This window comes from Amycolatopsis pigmentata (assembly GCF_042684065.1).
Classification (GTDB): domain Bacteria; phylum Actinomycetota; class Actinomycetes; order Mycobacteriales; family Pseudonocardiaceae; genus Amycolatopsis_E; species Amycolatopsis_E pigmentata.
In genome coordinates this window covers 319,715-341,410 of the sequence record NZ_JBHUKR010000009.1, presented here as the reverse complement: position 1 = coordinate 341,410, position 21,696 = coordinate 319,715, and the positions used below count along the sequence as shown (strand labels likewise).

Sequence of the window (21,696 nt, the reverse complement as noted above, 5' to 3'; positions counted from 1 at the left end):
GCGTGACGAGTTTGCACGCCAAGGCACTTATCGCGGCGATGCGTATCACGCGCCGTAAGAACACGTTCGCCGACGTCGACAAGTTGCGCGCCAGTTTCGAGAAGCGGCAGCGCCCGGAAGACGCGGCGCCACCCGCGCGTGTGCATCGCCGCGTCGCCGTGGAGTGCGACGAAATCCACGGTCGTCCCGTCTACACGCTGCGGCCACGCACGGGTGGCGGCTCGCGGCATGTCCTGTACCTCCACGGCGGCGCCTACGTGCACCAGATCCAGCGCGACCACTGGTCGTTTCTGACGCGCTTGGTCGAGCGCACCGGATGCACCGCCACCGCGCCGGTGTATCCGCTCGCGCCCGCGCACCACTACGACGACACGATCGCCATGGTCCAGGCGGCCTACAAGGAGACACTCGGCCGGACCGAGCCCCACGACCAGATCCTGATGGGTGATTCGGCCGGTGGCGGGCTGTCGCTGGTGCTCGCCCGATCGCTTCGGAAAGAGGGACGTCCGCAGCCGAAGGAAATCGTGCTTCTTTCACCGTGGCTGGACATCACCATGAGCGACGAGGCACAGCCCGAACTGGACCGGCGCGACCCTTATCTCGCCATCGCGGGCCTGCGCGAGGCCGGCGCGCTGTATGCCGGCTCGCTGGATCCCCGCGACCCGGCGGTCAGTCCCCTCTACGGCGATCTCCAGGGTCTCGGCAGGCTCAGCACCTTCATCGGGACAAGGGATGTGCTCCTGACCGACGCCCGCCGGTTGCGGACGCGTGCGGAGGCGGAGGGTGTTCCGCTGGAGTATCACGAATACGAAGGGATGTTCCACGCGTGGATGATCGCGAATATCCCCGAAGCACATCAGGCGAGCGAGCAAATCGCGCGCCTGGTGCTGCGCTGACCACATCACCCGATGGGGCCGATCGCGGTTGAAACGGCATCAGGCGGGTATGGACGAAGGAAGCAGATTACCAATCCGACCAAAAGTAGGCGGAGACGCTCCGCAGCCAACCTGCTTGTAGACACCCGTTTCCGCCGTGGCTGTGGTCGGATTGGTAACGATCGACACAGTATCCGAGGAGGGAAACCTGTGACCGCAACCGAAAACCATGACCTGATTTCCGTCATCACCTCCGACCATCGCGCCGTCGAGCGCGTGTTCACCGAGCTGGAAACCGGAACCGGCAGCCCGGAGCACCGCCGCGCGCTGGTCGACCACGTGATCACCGAACTCGTCCGGCATTCCGTCGCCGAGGAGCAGTTCATGTATCCGGCGGCCCGCCGGGTGCTGGACAACGGCGACGAACTGGCCGATCACGAACTCGAAGAACACGCCGAAGCCGAACAGGTGATGAAGGAACTGGAGGGGCTTTCGCCCACCGACCCCCGCTTCGAAGAACTGCTCGGCAGTCTGATGAAGGACATCCGGCACCACATCGACGACGAGGAAAAGGACCTCCTGCCCAAGCTGCAGCACGCCTGCTCCCGGGAGGACCTGCGTGATCTCGGCGAGAAGGTGTTGCGCGCCAAGGAGTTCGCGCCGACGCGGCCGCACCCGAGCGCGCCGGACCGTCCGCCGGCCAACCTGATCCTCGACCCCGGTGCCGGGCTGATCGACCGTCTCCGGGACAAGCTCACCCGGTGAGCAGCGGAGCCGCCGCTTCGAGGTCGGCGACCAGGTCGCGGTAGGCGGCGGTCCGGTCGGGCGCGCGCAACACCGATGACGGGTGCACGGTGGCGAGCACATGCTCGGGATGACCGTCGAACTCGGACGGCGCGTCGAGGATCTCGCCCCGGTGCTGGGTGACCTTGAACGAAGGGCCGAGCAGAGACTGCGCGGCGGTCGCCCCGAGCACGATCGCCAGGCCGGGGCGCACCGCCGCCAGCTCGGCGACCAGCCAGGGGCGGCAGGCGACCACTTCCGTCCGTGACGGCTTCTTGTGGATGCGTTGCTTGCCCCGCCCCTCGCGGGCGAACTTGAAGTGCTTCACCGCGTTGGTCACATAGACCTCGTCGCGGTCGATACCCGCTTCCACCAGTGCCCGGTCGAGCAGGCGTCCGGCCGGGCCCACGAACGGTTCACCGGCGAGATCCTCGCGGTCTCCGGGCTGTTCCCCGATCATCAGCACCTTCGCCCGCGCCGGACCATCACCGAAAACCGTCTGCGTCGCGTCGGCGTAGAGGTCACAGCCACGGCACGACCGGGCGGCTTCCCGCAGCCGCTCCAGATCGGTCGTTCCGGGCACCCATTCCGCCGCGGTCACGCTGTGTCCTCCGCGTCCTTGCGCGCCGGAAAGAGAGGGCGCGCTCTGTGGTCACCTTGGCAGCCGCGGGTTGGCACACGGGATGTCATGGCTTGAGCAGGACTTTGATCGCGCCGTCCGCCTTGTGCTGGAACATCCGGTAGGCGTCCGGCGCCTCGTCCAGCGGCAGGCGGTGGGTGGCGAGGTCCTCCACGCCCAGCGGGTCGTCGTCGCGCTGGACGAGCGGCAGCACGTCGTCGATCCAGCGGCGCACGTTCGCCTGGCCCATCCGCAACTGGATCTGCTTGTCGAACAGCTCCATCATGGGCATCGGGTCGACCATGCCGCCGTAAACGCCACTCAGCGAAATCGTGCCGCCCCGGCGTACCGTGTGGATCGCCTCGTAGAGCACGCTCAGCCGGTCGACACCGGCCTTTTCGATCATCTTCGCCGCGAGCGGCTGGGGCAGGAAGCCCGCGGTCTGCTGAGCGAACCAGGCCACCGGCGCGCCGTGTGCCTCCATGCCGACCGCGTCGATCACCGAATCGGCGCCACGGCCGCCGGTGAGCTCCCGCACCGCGCCGGCGACGCCGGACCGATCCCGCGTGTCGATGGCGGTGACGCCGTACCGGGCCGCCAGCGCGAGCCTTTCCGGCACCAGGTCGACCCCGATGACCCTGCTCGCGCCTTTGTGCAGCGCGATACGGCAGCACATCTGGCCGATCGGGCCGAGCCCGAACACGACCACGCTCCCGCCGTCCGGGATCGCCGCGTACTCGACCGCCTGCCATGCCGTCGGCACCACATCGGACAGATACACGAACCGCTCGTCGGGCGGGCCCTCCGGTACCTTGATCGGCCCGTAGTGGGCCTGCGGGACACGCAGGTACTCGGCCTGGCCTCCCGGCACCTGGCCGTAAAGCCTGGTGTAGCCGAACAGCGCCGCACCCTTGCCCTGGTCACGGACCTGCGTGGTCTCGCACTGGGACTGCAGGCCGGCCGAGCACATGGCGCAGTGGCCGCAGGAGATGTTGAACGGCACGACAACGCGATCGCCGGGCTTGATCGACTCCACGGCGGGACCGACCTCCTCGACCACGCCCATCGGTTCGTGGCCGAGAATGTCGCCTTCTTCCATGAACGGGCCCAGCACCTCGTAAAGGTGCAGGTCCGACCCGCAGATCCCGGTCGAGGTGATACGGACGATCGCATCGGTCGATTGCCGGATTTCCGGATCCGGCACGGTGTCCACCCGGACGTCACGCTTACCGTGCCATACGACAGCCTTCATGCGGACGGAGTGCCCCGCACACCGGGGCACAAACCCGCGTCACTCGTCCTCGTCGAGCCAGCCCTGTTCGTGCACGAGTTCGAGCACGGTCTTGCGCACGCGCACGATCTGGTCGGCGGTCAGCGTGGGCACCGAGACGAGCAGCGCCTCGGTCAGCGCTTCCCGGAACTCCAGGGAAAAGCCCAGGTAGTCGGCGTCCTTCGCGACCACGGAGCCACCAGGTGCGCCCGGGGCACTGCGCACGACCCGCACGTTGGACGCCTTCGGGCCGCGCTCACCCTCCTCGACGGTGAACTCCACGACCGCGCCCGGCGCGATGAGACGCTTGTCCACGTCGAGGTCGTTGACGTGGACGAAAACATCCTCACCACCCGTGTCCGGGGTGACGAACCCATACCCGCGAATCTCGTCGAAGCGCACAACCTTGCCCGTGACCACCAGAGACCCCATCATGCTCAACCGTGGAAATATCGCGTCAAGGTACCGCCTTACCCCGTTAGCGCACAACGTAGGCGATCTCACGCTCCGTCGGAGGAGGAGCAGGGCGTGAAGTCCCCGTGAGAAGCCGTCACCACCTCCCGCGGTCCACAGTGGACGTTCAGTCCCGGTCGTAGAGGATCACACCCCGGATGTTCTTGCCGTCCCGCAGATCCTGATATCCCTCGTTGACCTGTTCCAGGCTGTAACGCCGGGTGATCAGCTCGTCGAGTTTCAGCTGGCCGGCCTGGTAGAGCCCGAGCAGGCGGTTGATGTCGTACTGCGGGTTGGCCGAACCGAACAACGCGCCCTTGATCGTCTTCTCGAAAGTGGTCATCGCCATGCCGGAAACGTGCACGGTGAGCTTTTCCGGGTGGGCCAGACCGGTGATGACCACGACCCCGCCCTTACCCACGGCGTTGACCGCGGCGGTGACCACGTCCTCGTCGACCGTGCCGACCGTGACCAGTGCCTGGTCGGCCAGCTGGCCCCGGGTCAGCTCGACGAGCTTCTCCTGCGCCTGTGCCGCGTCCGCGAAGGCGTGCGTGGCGCCGAACTTCAGCGCCGTTTCCCGCTTGAACGCCACCGGGTCCACGACCACGACGTTCACCGCGCCGGCGTGCACCGCGCCCTGCACCGCGTTGATCCCGATGCCGCCCACGCCGTAGATCACCACCGTGTCGCCCGCGCGGACACCACCGGCGTAGTTCGCGGTGCCCCAGCCCGTCGGCACCCCGCAGCCGACCAGGACCGCGGTCTCCAACGGCAGCGAAGCGTCCACTTTGACCACCGAGTACTCGGACACGGTCGCCCGCTCGGAGAAGGTGCCGAGCATGCAGATGCCGCCGTAGTCCACGCCATCGCGGTGGAACCGGAAGCCGCCGTCGGCCAGGCAGCCCACCGCGATGTTGGCGCCGAGGTCGCACAGGTTCTGCCGGCCGGTCGAGCAGTAGCGGCAGTGCCCGCAACTCGGGATGAAGCTGCACACCACGGGATCACCGGGCTTGACCTTGGTGACGCCGGGGCCCACGTCCTCGATGATGCCGGCGCCCTCGTGGCCGCCGACGATGGGGAACCGGACCGGCAGATCGTTGTCGATCATGTGCAGGTCCGAGTGGCACAAACCGGCCGCCACGAACCTGACCAGCACCTCGCCCTCGCGCGGGCCGTCGAGGTCCAGTTCCTCGATCTCGAACGGTCGATGGATGTCGTGCAGTACAGCCGCTTTGGTCTTCATCGCCGGTCACCTCATCGTGAGTAGGCACTGTGAGTAGGCACTGTGACAACCGTTACGCGGTCCCATCCTGCGGCAACGAGGACAGTGACGAAAGGGTTTCCGACAGGGATTTCGTCCAGCGGTTCAGGATCCGGTGTCCCTCCTCGGCGTTCGCGCCGGAAGGATCCCCCAGCACGCCAGTGGAACTCACCGCGCGGACGCCGGATTCGCGGAGTTCGTCCAGCAGTTCCGGTAAAGGGGTCTTCACCCCCGGCGGCCGGTGCGCGCGCACGGCCGACGGGCGCAGGGCGAGCATGACCGAGGTCTCCACCCGGCCGGCGTGGGTGTCGTCCGGCGGACCGGTCGGTGTCCAGGCGGATGCGTTGCGCCCTTCTCGCCTCAGCCGCGCGACCGCGCGAGCGAGCGGGCGCGCGTTGCCGCCGTGCGCGCAGACGAAGAGCAGGCCGGCGAAGGCGTCCGCGGACCGGCCGAGTTCCACCAGCAGCGACTCGGTCGCTTCCTGGCCCAGCGAAAGGGTTCCGGGAAACCCGGCATGCTCACCGCTGGAGCCGTACGGGACTGCGGGCGCGACCACGACATCGTCCCGGGCGCGGGCGAGGCGTTCGCACAACGCCACCGCGATCTCGGTGTCCACTGTGTACGGAAGATGGGGACCATGTTGTTCGGTCGCGCCGAGCGGGACGGCGAGGATGCCCGGCTCGGTGAGTTCGGTCCAGGTGAGACCGGCGAGGGTCCTCATGCGGACGCACGCCGTCCGGGCCAGTCGGAAAGGTCCGGAATCAGGGGCGCGGCGGTTCGCTCCCGCAGACAGCCACGCCAGACTCCGAGGCCGTAGGCGGCATCGTCGGCGGCGCGGGCCAAGACCCACCACCCCGGCCCGAGCGGCGGCCGGGTGCGCGCCCATTCGGTCAGGTGGCGGGCCAGCGCGAGGGCGAGCACCAGCCGTCCGCGTTTCGTCATGGCCAACAGGGGAATCGCGACCGGCCCCCAGGGACGGGTGAGCGCGTCGGCGAAGAACCGGCCCGCGCCAAGGTGCCCGCGCAACGCGAGCACGAGCGCGTCCCGGGCGGGTACGCCGAGCGGCGCGAGCTTGCGTGGCAACAACGCGGCCGTGCCCACCGCGATCGCCAGGCCGGCGCAGGGACGGCCCGCCACGGCCGCCAGCCAGGCAAGTGCCGTCCAGCGGGAAACCCGAAGGGGCGCAAGGGCTTCGCGGCCGTGACGGCGGGCCAGCGGAGCCGCCGAGGTGCCGTAGTCGAATCGCTGACGCAGCCACGATCGCCAGTTCGCGCGAGGAGCGTGGACGACCTGGGCCGCAGGTTCGTACCGCACCGACCGTCCCTGGGCCACCAGCCGCCACACGAGGTCGACGTCCTCACCGAAACGGAGATCCTCGTCGAACCCGCCGATTTCGCGCAGCGCCGCGACGCGCACGACGATCGTGGCGGTCGGCAGGTAACTCACCCGGGCCCCGGGGCGCACCTGGGCCGGAGTGCCGCCGAGATCGAGCGACGATCTCGCCCGTTCGTAGCGGGCCAGTGCGGAGGTGCCGGGGGCGCTGCGCACCCGGGGCGCCACCGCGGCCACGTTCGGATCCTCGAAGTGCGGGAGCAGCGCGTCCAGCCAGCCCGGTTCCGGGCGGATGTCGGCGTCGAGGAAGGCGACGAGTTCGGTGTCCACCTTGCGCCAGCCCGTGTTGCGGGCGGCGGCCGGACCTCGGGCGTGGTCGTGGCGGTGGCCGGCGCCGGGCACCGGCACCAGGGAACCGTCGTCGACGACCAGCGTGGCGGCGAGATTCTCCAGCAACGGAAGCAGGTTTTCCAGCCGGTCGCCGTGATCACGGACCGGGATCACCGCCGTCACGTCTTCCGGGCCCAAGCCGCCGGGGCCGTACTCGGGATGGGCCATTCCGGCCGCGACCAACCTCGCCGCGAGAGCGGTTCCCGATACCACCTCGGCCCCGCCGCGCCACTCGTCCACGAGCCGGAGACCGGCCTCGGACAGCTTCATCACCTTCAGCGGTGCCCCGCCGATCAGGGCGGATCCGGCCGTCATGGTCGCCGGATCGAAACGAAGCTTCATGCGGTGAATCCTCCGTCGGCGTGGACGACGGTTCCCGTGATCGCCGAGGACCGCTCGCCGCACAACCAGCACACCGCCTCGGCCACCTCGCGCGGATCGAGCAGGCGCTCGACGAGCTGATGCCGCGCGAACTCCTCGACATCGGGCAGGTCGTACAGCTCGGCGGTCGCGTCGAGCATCGCGGTGCGGGTCGAGCCCGGGGACACCGCGGTCGCGGTGATGCCCGTGCCGCGCAGGTCCGTGGCCAGCCCGCGGATCAGGCCGACGACCGCGTGCTTGGCGGCGTTGTACCCGGCCAGGTGCCAGAGCCCGCGGTGCGCGGCGGCGGAGGCCAGCGCGACGAACCGGCCCGACCTCGGCTCTTTTCGGCGCAGCAGCGCGGGAATCGCGGCGCGGGCCAACTGGAACACACCGCGGACGCCGTGGTCGAACAGAGCGTCCCAGTCCTCGTCCGGCGTTTCCCACAAGGGAGTTCCGCCCGCGATGACCGCCGCGCAGGCGACCGCCGCGTCCAGCCCGCCGAACTCGGTTTCGGCGAGCGCCACGGCTTCGGCCATCGCTTCCCGGTCACGGACGTCGGCGGCCTTGGCGAGAACGTGACCGGGCCAGTGCGCCGCGCGTGCGGCGAGTTCGTCCTCGCGGACGTCCACGGCGATCACGCGCCAGCCGTCGTCCGCGAGTTGGTCCACCACGGCGCCGCCGATGCCACCCGCCGCGCCGGTCACCACAGCCACTCGCGTCATCGCGAGTACCCGTGTTCTTTGAGATAACCGTGTTCTTTGAGATAGCCGAGCAGCGCGTCGGCGGCCTCGGCGGGGGTGGCCGGGGTGAGGAGCGCCGGGGGCGTCCGCTCGGTGAGCGCTCCGGTCAGCGAGAGCATCCGTTCATGCGGGGCTGTCCCGCTTGGGACGGGCAGGGACCGGGGACGGGGCCGGTATGGCTTCACCTCGCCGGGCCGGATCGTCATCGAACCGGCGTTCATCACCGGAATCGTCGCCCGGCGAGCGGCCAGGGTCGCCGGCAGCGACGCGCGCCGTGGGACGGTTCCGGCGGGTTCCACCGAGCACACCGCCGGTGTGGAGAAAGCCAGTCGTTCCCGGCGTCCGCCGTCCAGCCGCCGGACCGCGCGGAGCGCACCATCAGGCTCGGCCGTCAGCTCAAGCAATCCCAGCGCCTGCGCGGCGCCGAGGAAGTGGGCCAGGAACGCCGGAGTGGCGCCGGTGCCGCGCTCGGCCGAGTGATCGCCGCAGACCACGATGTCCGGCGGCTCGGCCCATCCCGCCAATCCCGCGAGCAACAGCCGGGCCGTCTGGCTGCCGTCCTCGGTGACCGTGGCCGCCGGGTCCGGGCCCTCGATCCGGAGCACTTCGTCCACGCCCAGGGCGAGCGCGCCGCGCAACATCTCGTCGGCGGCCGCCGGACCGGCCGTCACCGCGACACACCGGCCGCCGAGCCGGTCCCTGAGCCGGAGGGCGTGTTCGAGGGCGGCCAGATCGGCCGCGCCGGCACCCGCGGCGCGCGGATCGGTCCTGGCCTCGCCGGAGAGCGGGTCCACGCTCGCCCGGTGATCGCTGAACCTCAGCGCCGCCACCACCAGCATCACCCTCACCCCTTCCGGAACACGACGCCGTGGCCACCGTCGGGATAGGTCCAGTTGATCGCGCCTTCGCCGTCGCACACCTGATAGCAGGTCCCGCACTCGAAGCACTGCTCGTAGTTGAACAGGATCCCGCCGTCACTGGTCGGCACGAACAAGTTCGCCGGGCAGGCGTACACACACGCCTTCGTGGTGCACGACCGGCAGACATCGCTGTCCACCGTGATGTGCGGCCGCTCCGCCACCCGGAACTCCACAGTGGACATGACATCGTCGAACGCCGGCTCGGAGTAACGCCGTTCCGTCATCTAAAGCCTCGCATTCCGGTCCAGGCGTCGCGGGCGAGGTCGCGCCACCGGACGCCGTTGGCCTTGGCACTGCGCCGTAGCAGCGCGGTCAAACCGGGCTTCGGACGCGGATTGTCCACTTGGAACAGTCCCTGTGCCAGGTCGCAGACCAGCCCGGGATAGCTCGTCTGCACCCGGCCGGAGAGCACCAGCGCCGGAATGTCGGCCAGCTTGCGGTGGTCGGCCAGCACGAACGAGCGTTCCAGCATCGTCTTGTACCCGGCCAGTCCGCGCCGCGAAACATCACCCGCCCGCACCGCCGCGGCGGCCGCACGGCCCGCGTACATACCGGCGCCGAGCGCGAAGTTGACGCCTTCCAGCCAGATTCCGGCCGCCAGGCACATCGCGGCGGCGTCCCCGGCGACCAGGATCCCGTCACCGGCAAGCTCGGGCATCGACCGGTAACCACCCTCCGGGATCAGATGCGCCGAATACTCGATCTCCTCTCCGCCCCGGATCAATGGCGCGATCGCCGGATGCCGTTTGAGGTCGGCGATCAGTTCCTCCGGCCGGGTCTTCGCCTCACTCAAGCCCTCCAGGCCGAGTACGACCCCGATACTCACCGAATCCAGGTTGGTGTAGAGGAAACCGCCGCCCGGGATGCCCCTCGTACAGCCGAGGATCTCGAAGTCCACGCCGTCACGTCCGCTGACCCCGAACCGTTCGTCGATCGTCTCCCGGGGGAGCTCCAGCGTCTGCTTCACCCCGAGGGTCAGGTGTTCCTTCGCCCGGTGCATCCCGGCTTCCTTGGCGAGGAACGAATTCACCCCGTCACACGCGATGACGACACCCGCGGTGAGGTCACCGTCGGGCCGGTCGGTGGCCACGCCCACCACCGCGCCGTCCGGTGCCCGCAACAGACCGGTGGCCACAGTGGACGGAACCAGGACGGCACCGGCTTCCACCGCCAGCTCCGCCAGCCACGAGTCGAGATCGGCGCGGTGCGCGGTCGCCCCGTTGTACGGCGGGGCGCCCCAGTCCTCGGTGCGGAAGTCGACGGTGAGCGCCTGCCGTGGCGTCATGATCATGGTGGCGCGCCGGGTCACCCAGCGCTGCACCGGCATCCGCTCCCACCAGGCGGGTACGAGTTCGTCGAGCACGCGGCCGTAGACCACACCGCCGTAGACGTTCTTGGCGCCCGGAAACGGGCCGCGCTCGACCAGCGCGACCGAGCAGCCTGCCCGCGCCGCTTCCAGCGCCGCGGCCGACCCGGCGGGCCCGGCTCCGACCACGACGACATCGAACGCGCGGGTGTCGCTGTCCACCACCGTGGACACCGAGTCCGGACCGGCGTGAGTCACCGTGTTTCCTCCACCTTCCGGGCCAGTTCGAGGAGAACCGCCTGGGCGTCGGCGACGATCCCGAGGTCCGCCATCGCGGTCATGGGGCAGGACGGATCGAGGTTGACGCTCACCACGTGCGCGGGATCGCCGATGCCGCCGAGGTGCTGCGCGGCACCGGAAACGCCGAACGCGACGTAGAGACCGGGATCGACGACCACGCCGGTGGTGCCGATCTGGCGGTGGTAACCGGTCCAGCCCGCGTCGGTGACCACCCGGGTGGCGCCCAAGGAGGCACCGAGCGCCGTGGCGACCTCACCGAGCAGTCCGACCGCGTCCGGTCCGTCCAGCTTGCCGTGCCCCAGCCCGGCACCGGCGGTGAAGATCATCGACGCCTCGGCGAGATCGACCGTGCCGGGCTCGGGCTCGGAGACCTCCAGCACCTCGACGTCCGCGCGAACCGCCTCCGGCAGTGCGATTTCCGTCAGCACCGCCTCCGTGCTCTCCAGCCGCACGGCTCGCTTCCCGGTGGCGGGCTGAAGCGTCGCGACGAACGGCCCCGGACAGGAAAGCGTGACACACGAACGGGAGTCCCACCGCGCGAGTTCGACCTGATCGGCTCGCACGCGGACGGCGCCGGCATACAGCGGGCGACCGAGTTCCGCGGCCAGTCGCGGCGCGAGATCGCGGCCGTCCGGCGAACCGGGCAGCAGAATGTGGTCGTGCCCGGCAAGCACCTCGGCGAGCTGCGCGGCCCACCGTCCAGGAGCGAACGGTCCGTTCTCGGCGAGTAAGCCTTTGCGCAGCGCGGAAAAGTCAGCGGCCGCCTGCTTGACGCCGGTGCCGACGAGCAAGGCCTCTCCGCCCGCCTCGGCCACGGTCTCGTCCGCGCCGGTGCCCGGGACACCGCCCCGCACCACGATCACGGCGATCACAGGCTCACCCCCACGCGGTCTCCCTCGATCACGGCGGCGTGCGCACGCCTCGGGGTGAGGCAGTCACCGACTCGGTGCACCGGGAACGGCGCATCGGCGAGCGCGCGCCACAGCTCGTCTTCGGGCTCTTGGTGCGTGGCACAGACGACCCAGTCGTAGTGAACCTCGTCGGTCACGCCGGTGGTGTGCGTCAACATCTGCAGCACCACCTTTCCGTCCACTTGGGACGCGCCGAGCACGACTTCGTCGGTGTGCTGACGGATTCCCTTGGCGTGGGCCCGCACGCTGAACGTCTCCATGTCCAGCGTCACCCCGAGGTCCTGTCCCACCACCATGCCCGAGGTCGACAGCGTCACCGCGCAGCCGCGGTCGGCGAGCAGTTCCGCGACCGAGGTGGCCTGGTGGAAACCCAGATCGTCGATCACCAGCACGTCACCGTGCGGGGCCACCCGGCCTTGGAGCACATCGCGGACGTCGACCACTCGGTCGGCCTCACCGGCCCAGTACGGCGGTTTCGGCTTGGCGCCGGTCGCCAGGACCACCACGTCCGGTGCTTCGGAGATCAGCAGGCCGGCGTCGACCTCGGTGCCGGTCTTGACGTCGACGCCGTATCGCCGGCACTCCGCGAGCAGATTCCGCACCACGTCGAGGAATTCGGCCCGGCTCGGCACACTCGCGGCGAGTGCGACCTGACCGCCGGTGGCGCCTTCGCGCTCGAACAGCGTCACGTGGTGGCCGCGCCGCGCCGCGGTCGACGCGGCCTGAAGCCCGGCCGGTCCGCCGCCGACCACGAAAACGCGCTTGGGCCGGGAACCCGGCAGGGACAGCGGCACGCTTTCGCGGCCGGTGCGCGGGTTTTCGATGCACCCCAGCCAGCGGTTGAGGCCCATCCGGCCGACGCATTCCTGGTTGCAGGACAGGCAGGTGCGGATCTCGGTGGCATGCCCGGCCCGTGCCTTGGCGGCGAAGTCGGCGTCCGCGATCTGGCCGCGCACCACGCCGACGAGATCGCAGTGACCTTCGGCGAGCGCGCGTTCGGCCTGCACCGGGTCCTTGATCCGGCCGACCCCGACCACCGGGAGACGCACGGCCTCGCGGAGGGCGTTGGCGATGAACAGGGCGTAGCCCGGCGGGATCGCCATCGACGCCTCGATCATGTACAGCGTCGCCGTGGCCACCCCGATCGAGGTGTTGATGTAGTCGACCTTGCCGGTCGCCTCCACCAGCTTCGCCACCTCGACGGCTTCGCCGATCGTGGTGCCGCCCTCGATCAGTTCGTCACCGCACAGGCGCACGCCGAGCGCGCGGCCGGGCCCGATCGCCTCGCGCACCGCGTCGATGATCTCCAGCAGGATCCTCGCCCGGTTCGTCACCGTGCCGCCGTAGGAGTCGGTGCGCAGGTTGGTCGCGGGCGAAAGGAAGCCGCGCACGATCGACGAGTGGGAACACTGCAGTTCCACGCCGTCGAACCCGCCCTCGGCACAGTGCCCGGCGACCGTGCCGTAGCCCGCGACCACCTCGGCGATCTCGCGGGTGTCGATGGCTTTCGGGACCTCGCGGAACATCGGGTCGGGCACGGGCGAGGGCGCCCACACGGGCAGTCGCGAGTACATGCTCGACGCCTGGCCGCCGTTGTGGTTGAGCTGCGCGAAGATCGGCACACCGTGCGCGTGGACCGCCTCGGTGATCCGCCGGTAACCGGGAATCACCTCGCGATGGAAGCCGTGGATCAGCTTCTCGTACGGCCAGTCGGTGCGATGCGTGGAGTGTTCCTCGGTGATGATCAATCCCGCGCCGCCCTCGGCCCGGGCGGCGTAGTACGCGGCGTGCTGCGCGGTCGGCAGGCCGTCGGCCGCGTAGTTCGTCAGGTGCGCGGAGAAGACGATGCGGTTGCGCACCACCACAGGCCCGACCCGAAGCGGCGAGAACAGGTACTTGTACCGCCCGTTCACAGGAGAACTCCCTCGCTGACGAGGGCAAGCGCGGCACGGCGCCCCTCGAGGATCGCCTCGTGGATCGTGCGGGGCGCGACACAGTCACCGGCCCGGAGAGTCCCTGGCCGGGCGAGGGTTTCGTCCGGCAGTCTATGTCCACAATGGACGACGACAGCCGCTTCGACCTCGCGGCGCTCGGCGGTGAAGACGTCCTCCAGCACGACGTGGCCGGAATGGACCTCGCGCAGCCTCGACCGCTTCGCCAGCGTGACACCGGCTCGCTGGAGCCGCGCGTTGGCGTCGGCGAGGTCGCCGGTGAGCGCGAGCTGGGTGCCGACCACGGGGTCCTGGCTCACGATCGCGGTCCGCCTGCCCTGACTCGCCAGCAGTTCCGCGACGCCCACCCCCACCGCGTCGCCGACCGGATCGGCCACGACCACGGGACCCTCCGGCAGTGCGGCACCGTCGAGGAAATCGGTCACGTCCACGACCACCCCGGAGCGCACGACGTAGTCGCGCGGTCCCGGGACCGACCCGGTCGCCACGATCACCGCTCCACCCGTCGCGCCGTCCACATCGGACACCTCGGTTCCGGTCGAGACGCGCACGCCCAGTCGCCGCACCTCGGCCTCCAGCCAGCCGGTCAACCGGGCCAGCCGTTCCCGGCCCGCGACCCTGGCGGCGAGCGTCGCCATGCCACCGAGGCGGCCGGATCGCTCGGCCAGTTCGACCCGGTGGCCGCGCAGCGCGAGCACCCGCGCCGCTTCCATTCCGGCCGGGCCGCCACCGACGACGAGCACGTCCCTTGGCGCCTCGCGCGAGATGCCCTCGACGGCCGGATCCTCGGTTTCGTGACCGCTGCGGGGCTCGCCGACGCAGCTGACGATCGGGTTGCGGTTGTCGCGCACCCGGCATTTCTGGTTGGCCAGGACGCACGGGCGCGCGGGCAGTCCGGCCCGGATCTTCGTCACGAGATCGGGGTCGGCGATCTGCGCCCGGGTCATCTCGACCAGCGTCGCGACTCCTTCGTCCAGCGCCTGCCGAGCCTGGACGGGGTCGACCACGCTGCCCTGCAACACGGTGAGGGTGCGGCCGTCGACCGCCTGCGTCATGGCGCGGCACAGATCGAGGTTGAAGCCCGGCTCGGTGTGCAGGTCGGGCCTGGTCGCCGACGCGCTCATGGCCGATCCCCGGACCGGGACCAGGTAATCCACCGACGCGGCGAGGTCGCGGGCGAGCACCGCGGCACCTTCGGGCGTGATGCCCGCCCACGGTGCCAACTCGTCGCAGGACAGGCGCAATCCGAGCACGCGCCCGTCGCCCAGCGCCGCGCGCACGGCCTGGATGACCTCACGCAGCAACCGCGACCGGTCGGTTCCGTAGACGTCACCACGGTGGTTGGTCAGTCCCGAAGCGAACTGCCGCAGCAGCGAATACTGTCCGGCGTCGATTTCCACACCGTCCACACCGGACTCGACGGCCAGCGCCGCGGAATCCGCGAAACCGTCCACCAGAGCCCGGATTTCGGGCTCCTCCATCTCCATCGGCAGCTCACGGCTGGCGACGTCGGGCACCCGCGAGGGCGCCCACAACGCCGACTGACCGTAGGCGGACGAACCTTGCGAACCGGAGTGGCCCAGGCTCGCGAGGACCAGGGCGGGACGGCATCGCTCCACAATGGATGACCACGCGGGCCCGCACAGCGCCGCCAGCGGGGCACGCTCGTAGGGCCAGTCCGATTCGTGCACACTGGCCGTCTCGGTCACCACGATCCCCGCGCCACCGGCCGCCCGGCGCGCGTAGTAGGCGACGTGCCGGGCGGAGGGCACCCGCCCCTGGCCGAGGTTCGTCTCGTGCGGCCCGAAGAGCACGCGGCTGGGCGCCACCCGCCCCGCGAGCTCGACGGGAGTGGTGATCACCTCAGCCCGGCCAGCGGACTGGTGTCGCAGGCACGGTCCGGTACCTGACCCGAAGGCGGGCCGAAGGAGATCTCGACCGGCACCGCCCGCCGGCGGCTTCGAGGGGCACCGCGCGAATGGTCCACATCGGACCGCGGTGCCGCGTCGACGGTGCGCAGGGCCCGTTCTCCGTGTCCCTTCACGCATTCCGGGTCGGGCCCGTCCAGGGGAAGGCCGGTGAAGAACTTCGCCGCCATGCAACCGCCCTGGCAGGCGTCGTAGGCCGAACACGACTCGCACGCGCCGCCGGTCTGCGGCCCGCGCAGCCGGGTGAACAACTCGGACTCCGTCCACACCCCGGCGAAACCGCCCTCGTCACGGACGTTTCCGGCCAGGAACTCCTGATGGATCGCGAACGGGCACGCGTAGACGTCGCCGACCGGGTCGATCAGGCACACCACGCGTCCGGCGCCGCACAGGTTCAGCCCGGGCAACGGGGTGGAGCCGAGCGCGTTGAGATGGAAGAAGGAATCACCGGTGAGCACGTTCTCGCCGTGCTCGACCAGCCAGTCGTAAAGCGCGAGTTGCTGTTCGGCCGTGGGATGCAGGTCGTCCCAGACGTCGGCGCCCCGACCCGACGGGCGAAGCCTCGTGATCCGCAGCTGGGCGCCGTAGGTCGCGGCGATCTCCGCGAACTGGTCGAGCTGCCCGACGTTCTGGCGCGTCATCACCACGCTGAGTTTGAAGTCGCGGAAACCCGCGTCGGCGAGATTGCGCATCGCCCGCATCGCGGTGTCGTAGGAGCCGGGGCCACGGACCGCGTCGTTGACCTCGGCGGTGGCGCCGTCGAGCGAGATCTGCACGTCCACGTAGTCGGTCCCGGCCAGCCACCGGGCGCGCTCGGGCGTGAGCTTCACGCCGTTGGTGGAGAACTTGACGCCGACCTGGTGCGCGACGGCGTATTCGACCAGCTCCCAGAAATCGGACCGCACGGTGGGTTCGCCGCCACCGATGTTGACGTAGAAGACCTGCATCCGCTGCAGTTCGTCGATGACCGCCTTGCACTCCTCGGTGCTCAGTTCACGCGGATCCCGCCGTCCCGACGAGGAAAGGCAGTGCACGCAAGCGAGATTGCAGGCGTAGGTCAGTTCCCAGGTGAGGCAGATCGGCGAGTTCAGGCCCTCCTTGAAATGCTCGACCAGCTTCTTCGGCCGGGGCGGCGGCAGGACATCGGGCAGAACATCCGTCATCGCATGTCCTCTTCTCGGGACTCGTTTTCGCGGGGCTCGATGGTGCCCGCCTCGGCGAGGCCGGCGAGCGCCTTGAGGTAGGCGGCCCGCTGGTCGCCGGGGACCCCGGCCGCGTCCAGCGTGGCGTGCACGTCCGGCTGGTTTTCGAGGGTCCGGACCACCTCGACCAGCATCGGAGTCTTCAGAAAGGACAGTTTGCGGGTACCGAAGTCGTAGGCGAGCGCGCCGAAGGGCTCCGGCCTCAGCGCGACTCGCGGCGAACGACGGTAGGCCCGACCGGGATCGAACACCGAAGTTTCGGACACTGAAGTAACGGGGAGGTCAGTAGACACCGCACATGCCGTCGATGGAGACCTCTTCGACGAGAAGTTCCTCCTCGACCAGGGGCTCTTCGGGTGTCTGGGCGGCGGTGGACGCGTCGGACATGGGATGCTCCCTTCCTGGGCCGCCACGGTGCGACCCCGTCACGACAATAATGACACCGAGTGCCGAATGGAAGAGTCTTGAACGGATCGGGCGCGACGTCCCGCGTCGGGCGCCGCAGGATCACCACCCGCGCCGAAGTCGAGCACGCGGCCTTCGAACTGTTCGCGGACCGGGGATTCGAGCGCACCACGATCGACGACATCGCCGAAGCGGCCGGCATCGGCCGTCGCACCTTCTTCCGGTACTTCCCGTCCAAGAACGACATCGCCTGGGGCGACTTCGACGGCCAGCTCGCGACGATGCGCAAACGGCTCGCGGAGTATCCGGCGGACCGGCCGCTGCTGGAGGTGATCTCCGAGGCGCTGGTGGAGTTCAACCGGATCGACCCCGCCGAGGCGCCCTGGCACCGGCGGCGGATGGAGCTGATCCTGACCACCCCGGCACTCCAGGCGCATTCGGCGCTGCGCTACGCGGACTGGCGGCAGGTGCTCGCCGAGTTCGTCGGGACACGGCTCGGCGTCGATCCGGATTCCCTCGCGCCCCAGACGATCGCCTACGCCACTCTCGGTGTCGCCCTTGCCGCGTATGAACAATGGCTCCGCGCGCCCGGCTCCGACCTTGGCCGGCTGCTGTCCGCCGGGATGGCCGAACTCGGGCGGCTTCCTACCTTTCGGTGACCTCCAGCAGGCCCAGCAGGGTTCCCGGCCCGACCACCGAGGCGCCCTCCGCTTCCACGCGTGAGCGGAGTTCGCGGTCGGCGGTCACCACGACGACCTGTTCACGTGGCGCCGACGCGCGCACCACCTCGACGATCGCGGAGTCGCCGTCGCGTTCGGCGGCGACGACCTCCACGGTGCCACCCGTACCGCCACCGGCGCCGTCACCGGAGGAGATCCGGCGCGCCTGCCCCTCCACGACCAACCGGACCGTCGGCCACCAGCACCAGTCGGGCGCCAGTGCCACGTCGGTGCCCCGCACCCCGTCCCGGACCAGCGCGCCCAGGCTGTCGCGCAGCCGGGCCGCCGCCCCGGCCCGGTCGCGCCACCAGCCGTCCGGCCGCGATCCGACCACGTTGGCGGCGTCCACCACCAGCACCAGTTCGCGGCCGAGCTGCGCGTGCAGGGCCGGCCAGGCGGCCGCGAAATCCTGGTGCAGCGGGAAGTTCCCGACCTCCTCGGGGCTTACCCACCGCAGTTCGGTGCTTTCGGCATTCATCACGCGCTCGCGCACGGTTTCGCGGGCAGTGGCGAGGATCGTGGTGTAGCGCCAGCCGCCGTGGTCCACGGCGGTCGCCGCGGTCACCCGGACCGCGTCCGGCGGGACCGCCGCCTCTTCCCCGGCCTCCCGGATCGCCGCCGCGCGTGGGCTCTCACCGTCGTGGATCGCGCCCCCGGGCAGCGCCCAGGTGCTGCCCTGATGCGTCCAGGAAGCCCGGTGCTGCAACAACACCCGGCACTCCGAGTCGACCAGCAGTAACCCGGCGGCACCATTGGTGCCCCAGTGGCGATGACCGCCCGAACACCACACGAACCCGTCGCCCGACGCCATTCGACCAGCTTGTCACACCTTGCGGCGGGCCCCGCCGGATTCCCTGGCTGACGCCGCCAGCGCGGCGGCGCCGACGATCGCGGCATCGTCGCCGAGATGCGCGGTGCGGATCCGCGCGAGCGGCCGGTGCCGCGCCCCGGTGAGCGCGCCCGCGTAGTGCTCGCGAGCCTCGTCGAGGAACAGCGTCGCCGATTCGGAAACCCCTCCGGCGATCACCATGATCTCCGGATCGAACACGTCGGCCACCAGCGCGAGCCCTTCCCCGAGCCACTTCGCCAGCTCCGCCACCGCCCGCTGGGCGATGGGGTCGCCGTCCCGCGCCGCGCCCGCCACCCGGCGGCCGGTGATCGCCCCGGGGTCCCGCGAAAACTCCCGGGCCAGCACGGTCGAAACACCGGGATGCCGGGCCAGCAGTTCCACCGCGGTCGCCGCCAGCGCGGTTCCGCTGCAGTAACGCTCCCAGCAGCCGTACTTGCCGCACGGGCACGCACGGCCCCCGGGCACGACGGTCAGGTGACCGAGTTCCGGCGCGACCCCGTGCGCGCCCCGGTAGATTTCGCCGTCCAGCAACAGTCCCGCACCGATCCCGGTGCCGATCGCGATCAGCGCCGCCACCCGCGTGCCCCGCGCCGCGCCGAACCGGTGCTCCGCCAGCGCCGCCGCGTTCGCGTCGTGCTCCAAGGTCACCGGCAGGCCGACCCGCTTGGCGATCCGTTCCGCCACCGGCGCCGCGCGCCACGCCAGATGCGGCGCGAACATCACCGTCCGCCGGTCGTTCGCGACGAACCCGGCCACCGAGAGCCCCACCGCGGCCACCTCGTCATGCCGGTTGCGCAGTTCGTCGATCACCGCGGAAATCGCGTCTTCGAGGGCGTCTTCGTCGCTCGGCGTCCCCGCCCGCGCGGTGTCCAGCAGCGATCCGCGCTCGTCCACCACGCCCGCGCGCACGCTCGTGCCACCCACATCGAGCCCGATCGCGTGCACTCAGCCCTCCCGTCTCGCACCGCCACGCGTGGCGGTCAGCCCCTCCCGTCTCCCACCACCACCCTCAACGGACACGCTTCGCGTGGCAGTCACGTATTTTGCCACCGCACCGGAATGTGCTGGACCCGTTCCTCGGCGGGAGGACGGGGCGAACGCTGGAAACCCGGCATGTGCACGCCCTCCTCGGGCTCCCAGCGGTCCGCGAGCACGGCGCGCAGCAACGCGATGAGCTGCCGGGCCTGTTCGAGCACGCGCGCGGCGAACTCCGGCCGTTCCCCGCGCACCACCGAGACCACCGCGCACAACGGGCACCAGCCGCAACCCGCCGCGTCCGGCTCTTCCCCGTCTCGCGGGGAACCGTGCCCGGCCGCGATCACCTCTTCCAGCCACGGCGCCGCGCGTTCGAGCACCATTTCGACGAGTTGCCGGATCTCCTCGCCAAGGCTCGTCGCCTCAGTCTCAGTCAACAGCCCTCCCGGTGAAGGAAACGACCAAGCCACCGCTGCCTGCCTCCGCTCCCACGACCCGGCAGTGGCGCAGCTTTCCGGGCAACGGCACGAGCCTGCGGAAGCCGTCCACGGTGATCGCCAGATCGTCGTCGACGCGCGCCAGGTCCACCTCGGCGTCCCGGCCGAGCGGAAGCGCCACCCGGAGCAGGTAACCGTCGCCGGACTCCGACACCTCGAACAGCGGAGCGGGCTCGTTTCCCCGGTCGCGCAAGGGATCCTCGTCGCCGTAGAGCTCGGTCGCGATCTCCAGCAACGCCGCCAGCCCGACCGGTTCGACCGCCCGGTGCTCCACCGGCGAGTACCGGGCGAGCGGCGTTCCGGCCAGTTCGGCCAGGACCGCGTCCTGCTGCGCTCGCCGTGCCCGGAGCCAGGACGCCGCCGCACCGCGCCACAGCCGGGCCGCGGGCATGAGCCGGTTGACGATCACGCCGTCCACGCGGACGCCCCGCAACGCGAGCGCGGACAGTGTGCGCCTGGCTTCGGCCACCACGACCCGCTCCGGGGTGAGCACCAGCCGCACCCCGGTCGCCACCGGATCGGTGAGCAGGTCCCGCAGGGACTCCAGGTGCGCGGCGAGCTTCCGGACGGACCGCACGGTGCCACCGCCGACGATCTTGGCCTGCCAGCCGAACATCCGGTCCAGGTACCCGGTGACGGCCTCGGGAAGCGCCAGCAGCCGGAGCGTCTCCGCGGTCGGGCCGCAGTCGACCACGATCGTGTCCCACCGGCCGCTCTCGGCCAGCCGCTGGATCTCGGTGAGCGCGAGCAGTTCGTCCACGCCGGGCAGGACGGTCAGCTCCTCGGCCTCCAGCTCGTCGACCCCGGCGCCCGACAGCGCACTGCGCAGTTTTCCGCGCAGGTCCTGCCAAATCGTGTCGACCAGGCCGCGGGAGTCGATCTGGGCCCCGTGCAGACAACCATCCACCTCGGACGGTTCGGCGGTCAGCCGCCGGGCGAAGGCGTCGGCGAGCGAGTGCGCGGGATCGGTCGACACGACGAGGGTCTTGGTGCCACGCGCGGCCAGCCCGGCCGCGGTCGCCGCCGCGAGTGTCGTCTTCCCGACGCCCCCCTTGCCGGTGAACAGCAGCAGCCGGGTCAAACCGGCTCCCCGGCGAGGCCGCCGGCGCGGCGAAGTGCTCGGTTCACCGGTCCCCTCACTGACCGGCGCCCTCCTCGACGCGGCGCTTGAGCTCTCTGAGCGCGGTGTGCATGACCATCGCCTCCGCCTTGCGCCGGAGCATGCCGATCATCGGCAGCATCAACTCGACCGACAGCGTGTAGGTCACCCTGGTCATCCCGCCGTCGATCGGCTCGAGCCGGTAGCGGCCGTCCTGGGCCTTCTGCATCTGGCCCTTCACCAGATGCCAGCTCACCTCGCGGCCGTCGGCCGACCAGTCGTACTCGAGGGTGTAGACATCCTTGATGGGGCCCGCGTCCAGGGTGAGTTTGACCTGCTTGGCGCGGCCTTGCTCGTCTTCGGCGAGCACCTCGGTCTCCCGGACCTGCTTGGCCCATTCCGGATACGACGGGAAGTCCGCGATCACCGCCATGACACGCTCCGGCGGCGCTTCGACGTCGATGGACTGCGTGGACTGGTCGGCCATGCGCTGAGGTTACAGCGCCACCCGGTCGCGGGCGCGTCGTGCCTTCACCGCGCGCTCGT

At 70.4% G+C, this 21,696-nt stretch carries 24 protein-coding genes; 3 read left to right on the top strand and 21 right to left on the bottom strand.

Going from position 1 to position 21,696, the window contains the following annotated elements; genetic code table 11:
- The first annotated feature begins 2 nt into the window (after positions 1 to 2).
- Positions 3 to 896, top strand: a complete 894-nt coding sequence (locus ACFSXZ_RS21070; RefSeq protein ID WP_378266827.1) for an alpha/beta hydrolase — start codon at positions 3 to 5, stop codon at positions 894 to 896.
- 189 nt (positions 897 to 1,085) lie between these two features.
- A complete protein-coding gene (locus ACFSXZ_RS21065) occupies positions 1,086 to 1,640 on the top strand; it encodes a hemerythrin domain-containing protein (protein WP_378266826.1) in 555 nt (184 codons plus the stop codon).
- Here ACFSXZ_RS21065 and ACFSXZ_RS21060 read toward each other — a convergent pair.
- The 16 genes from ACFSXZ_RS21060 to mftA all read right to left on the bottom strand — a co-directional run bounded on the left by ACFSXZ_RS21060 (position 1,630) and on the right by mftA (position 16,992).
- Positions 1,630 to 2,259 carry a UdgX family uracil-DNA binding protein gene (locus ACFSXZ_RS21060; protein ID WP_378266825.1) on the bottom strand — a complete coding sequence of 210 codons (630 nt, stop codon included), beginning with the start codon at positions 2,257 to 2,259 and terminating at the stop codon, positions 1,630 to 1,632. The two genes, ACFSXZ_RS21065 and ACFSXZ_RS21060, sit on opposite strands and share 11 nt — an antisense overlap.
- 85 nt (positions 2,260 to 2,344) lie before the next feature.
- Positions 2,345 to 3,529, bottom strand: a complete 1,185-nt coding sequence (locus tag ACFSXZ_RS21055; RefSeq protein ID WP_378266824.1) for a zinc-dependent alcohol dehydrogenase — start codon at positions 3,527 to 3,529, stop codon at positions 2,345 to 2,347.
- A gap of 39 nt (positions 3,530 to 3,568) precedes the next feature.
- Positions 3,569 to 3,982: a cold-shock protein gene (locus ACFSXZ_RS21050; RefSeq protein ID WP_378266823.1), complete on the bottom strand. Its 414-nt coding sequence runs from the start codon at positions 3,980 to 3,982 to the stop codon at positions 3,569 to 3,571.
- A 145-nt stretch (positions 3,983 to 4,127) separates the two neighbouring features.
- Complete coding sequence (locus ACFSXZ_RS21045) at positions 4,128 to 5,243, bottom strand: NDMA-dependent alcohol dehydrogenase (protein WP_378266822.1); 1,116 nt, start codon at positions 5,241 to 5,243, stop codon at positions 4,128 to 4,130.
- Between the two features lie 52 nt (positions 5,244 to 5,295).
- Complete coding sequence (gene mftE / locus ACFSXZ_RS21040; protein WP_378266821.1) at positions 5,296 to 5,982, bottom strand: mycofactocin biosynthesis peptidyl-dipeptidase MftE; 687 nt, start codon at positions 5,980 to 5,982, stop codon at positions 5,296 to 5,298.
- Positions 5,979 to 7,325 carry a mycofactocin biosynthesis glycosyltransferase MftF gene (gene mftF / locus ACFSXZ_RS21035; protein ID WP_378266820.1) on the bottom strand — a complete coding sequence of 449 codons (1,347 nt, stop codon included), beginning with the start codon at positions 7,323 to 7,325 and terminating at the stop codon, positions 5,979 to 5,981. The genes mftE and mftF overlap by 4 nt, the downstream gene beginning before the upstream one ends.
- Positions 7,322 to 8,068: a mycofactocin-coupled SDR family oxidoreductase gene (locus tag ACFSXZ_RS21030; RefSeq protein ID WP_378266819.1), complete on the bottom strand. Its 747-nt coding sequence runs from the start codon at positions 8,066 to 8,068 to the stop codon at positions 7,322 to 7,324. Before ACFSXZ_RS21030 ends, mftF begins: the two co-directional genes overlap by 4 nt.
- The gene (locus ACFSXZ_RS21025; RefSeq protein ID WP_378266818.1) at positions 8,065 to 8,925 is read right to left on the bottom strand and encodes a mycofactocin-associated electron transfer flavoprotein beta subunit; all 861 of its coding nucleotides are present in this window, start codon (positions 8,923 to 8,925) and stop codon (positions 8,065 to 8,067) included. Before ACFSXZ_RS21025 ends, ACFSXZ_RS21030 begins: the two co-directional genes overlap by 4 nt.
- A gap of 5 nt (positions 8,926 to 8,930) precedes the next feature.
- Positions 8,931 to 9,230, bottom strand: coding sequence for a ferredoxin family protein (locus tag ACFSXZ_RS21020; RefSeq protein ID WP_378266817.1), 300 nt, complete (start codon positions 9,228 to 9,230; stop codon positions 8,931 to 8,933).
- Positions 9,227 to 10,570: an FAD-dependent oxidoreductase gene (locus ACFSXZ_RS21015; RefSeq protein WP_378266816.1), complete on the bottom strand. Its 1,344-nt coding sequence runs from the start codon at positions 10,568 to 10,570 to the stop codon at positions 9,227 to 9,229. The genes ACFSXZ_RS21020 and ACFSXZ_RS21015 overlap by 4 nt, the downstream gene beginning before the upstream one ends.
- The gene (locus ACFSXZ_RS21010) at positions 10,567 to 11,484 is read right to left on the bottom strand and encodes a mycofactocin-associated electron transfer flavoprotein alpha subunit (RefSeq protein ID WP_378266815.1); all 918 of its coding nucleotides are present in this window, start codon (positions 11,482 to 11,484) and stop codon (positions 10,567 to 10,569) included. The genes ACFSXZ_RS21015 and ACFSXZ_RS21010 overlap by 4 nt, the downstream gene beginning before the upstream one ends.
- Positions 11,481 to 13,436 (bottom strand): mycofactocin system FadH/OYE family oxidoreductase 2, encoded by a 1,956-nt coding sequence (locus ACFSXZ_RS21005; RefSeq protein ID WP_378266814.1) that lies wholly within the window; start codon positions 13,434 to 13,436, stop codon positions 11,481 to 11,483. The genes ACFSXZ_RS21010 and ACFSXZ_RS21005 overlap by 4 nt, the downstream gene beginning before the upstream one ends.
- On the bottom strand, positions 13,433 to 15,337 hold the full coding sequence (locus ACFSXZ_RS21000) for a mycofactocin system FadH/OYE family oxidoreductase 1 (RefSeq protein ID WP_378266813.1): 1,905 nt from the start codon (positions 15,335 to 15,337) through the stop codon (positions 13,433 to 13,435). The genes ACFSXZ_RS21005 and ACFSXZ_RS21000 overlap by 4 nt, the downstream gene beginning before the upstream one ends.
- Positions 15,334 to 16,566: a mycofactocin radical SAM maturase gene (mftC, locus tag ACFSXZ_RS20995; protein WP_378266812.1), complete on the bottom strand. Its 1,233-nt coding sequence runs from the start codon at positions 16,564 to 16,566 to the stop codon at positions 15,334 to 15,336. Before mftC ends, ACFSXZ_RS21000 begins: the two co-directional genes overlap by 4 nt.
- A complete protein-coding gene (gene mftB / locus ACFSXZ_RS20990; RefSeq protein WP_378266811.1) occupies positions 16,563 to 16,871 on the bottom strand; it encodes a mycofactocin biosynthesis chaperone MftB in 309 nt (102 codons plus the stop codon). Before mftB ends, mftC begins: the two co-directional genes overlap by 4 nt.
- A 16-nt stretch (positions 16,872 to 16,887) precedes the next feature.
- On the bottom strand, positions 16,888 to 16,992 hold the full coding sequence (gene mftA, locus ACFSXZ_RS20985) for a mycofactocin precursor MftA (protein ID WP_378266810.1): 105 nt from the start codon (positions 16,990 to 16,992) through the stop codon (positions 16,888 to 16,890).
- Between the two features lie 77 nt (positions 16,993 to 17,069).
- Here mftA and mftR point away from each other — a divergent pair, with 77 nt between their 5' ends.
- Positions 17,070 to 17,669 (top strand): mycofactocin system transcriptional regulator, encoded by a 600-nt coding sequence (mftR, locus tag ACFSXZ_RS20980; RefSeq protein ID WP_378266809.1) that lies wholly within the window; start codon positions 17,070 to 17,072, stop codon positions 17,667 to 17,669.
- Here mftR and ACFSXZ_RS20975 read toward each other — a convergent pair.
- The 5 genes from ACFSXZ_RS20975 to ACFSXZ_RS20955 form a co-directional block, all read right to left on the bottom strand.
- Positions 17,656 to 18,540 carry an NUDIX hydrolase gene (locus ACFSXZ_RS20975; protein WP_378266808.1) on the bottom strand — a complete coding sequence of 295 codons (885 nt, stop codon included), beginning with the start codon at positions 18,538 to 18,540 and terminating at the stop codon, positions 17,656 to 17,658. The two genes, mftR and ACFSXZ_RS20975, sit on opposite strands and share 14 nt — an antisense overlap.
- Before the next feature lie 12 nt (positions 18,541 to 18,552).
- Positions 18,553 to 19,524, bottom strand: coding sequence for an ROK family protein (locus ACFSXZ_RS20970; RefSeq protein WP_378266807.1), 972 nt, complete (start codon positions 19,522 to 19,524; stop codon positions 18,553 to 18,555).
- 89 nt (positions 19,525 to 19,613) lie between these two features.
- On the bottom strand, positions 19,614 to 19,937 hold the full coding sequence (locus tag ACFSXZ_RS20965; protein ID WP_378266995.1) for a hypothetical protein: 324 nt from the start codon (positions 19,935 to 19,937) through the stop codon (positions 19,614 to 19,616).
- A gap of 46 nt (positions 19,938 to 19,983) precedes the next feature.
- Positions 19,984 to 21,132 carry an ArsA family ATPase gene (locus tag ACFSXZ_RS20960; RefSeq protein ID WP_378266806.1) on the bottom strand — a complete coding sequence of 383 codons (1,149 nt, stop codon included), beginning with the start codon at positions 21,130 to 21,132 and terminating at the stop codon, positions 19,984 to 19,986.
- A gap of 55 nt (positions 21,133 to 21,187) precedes the next feature.
- The gene (locus ACFSXZ_RS20955) at positions 21,188 to 21,637 is read right to left on the bottom strand and encodes an SRPBCC family protein (protein WP_378266805.1); all 450 of its coding nucleotides are present in this window, start codon (positions 21,635 to 21,637) and stop codon (positions 21,188 to 21,190) included.
- Positions 21,638 to 21,696: the final 59 nt, after the last annotated feature.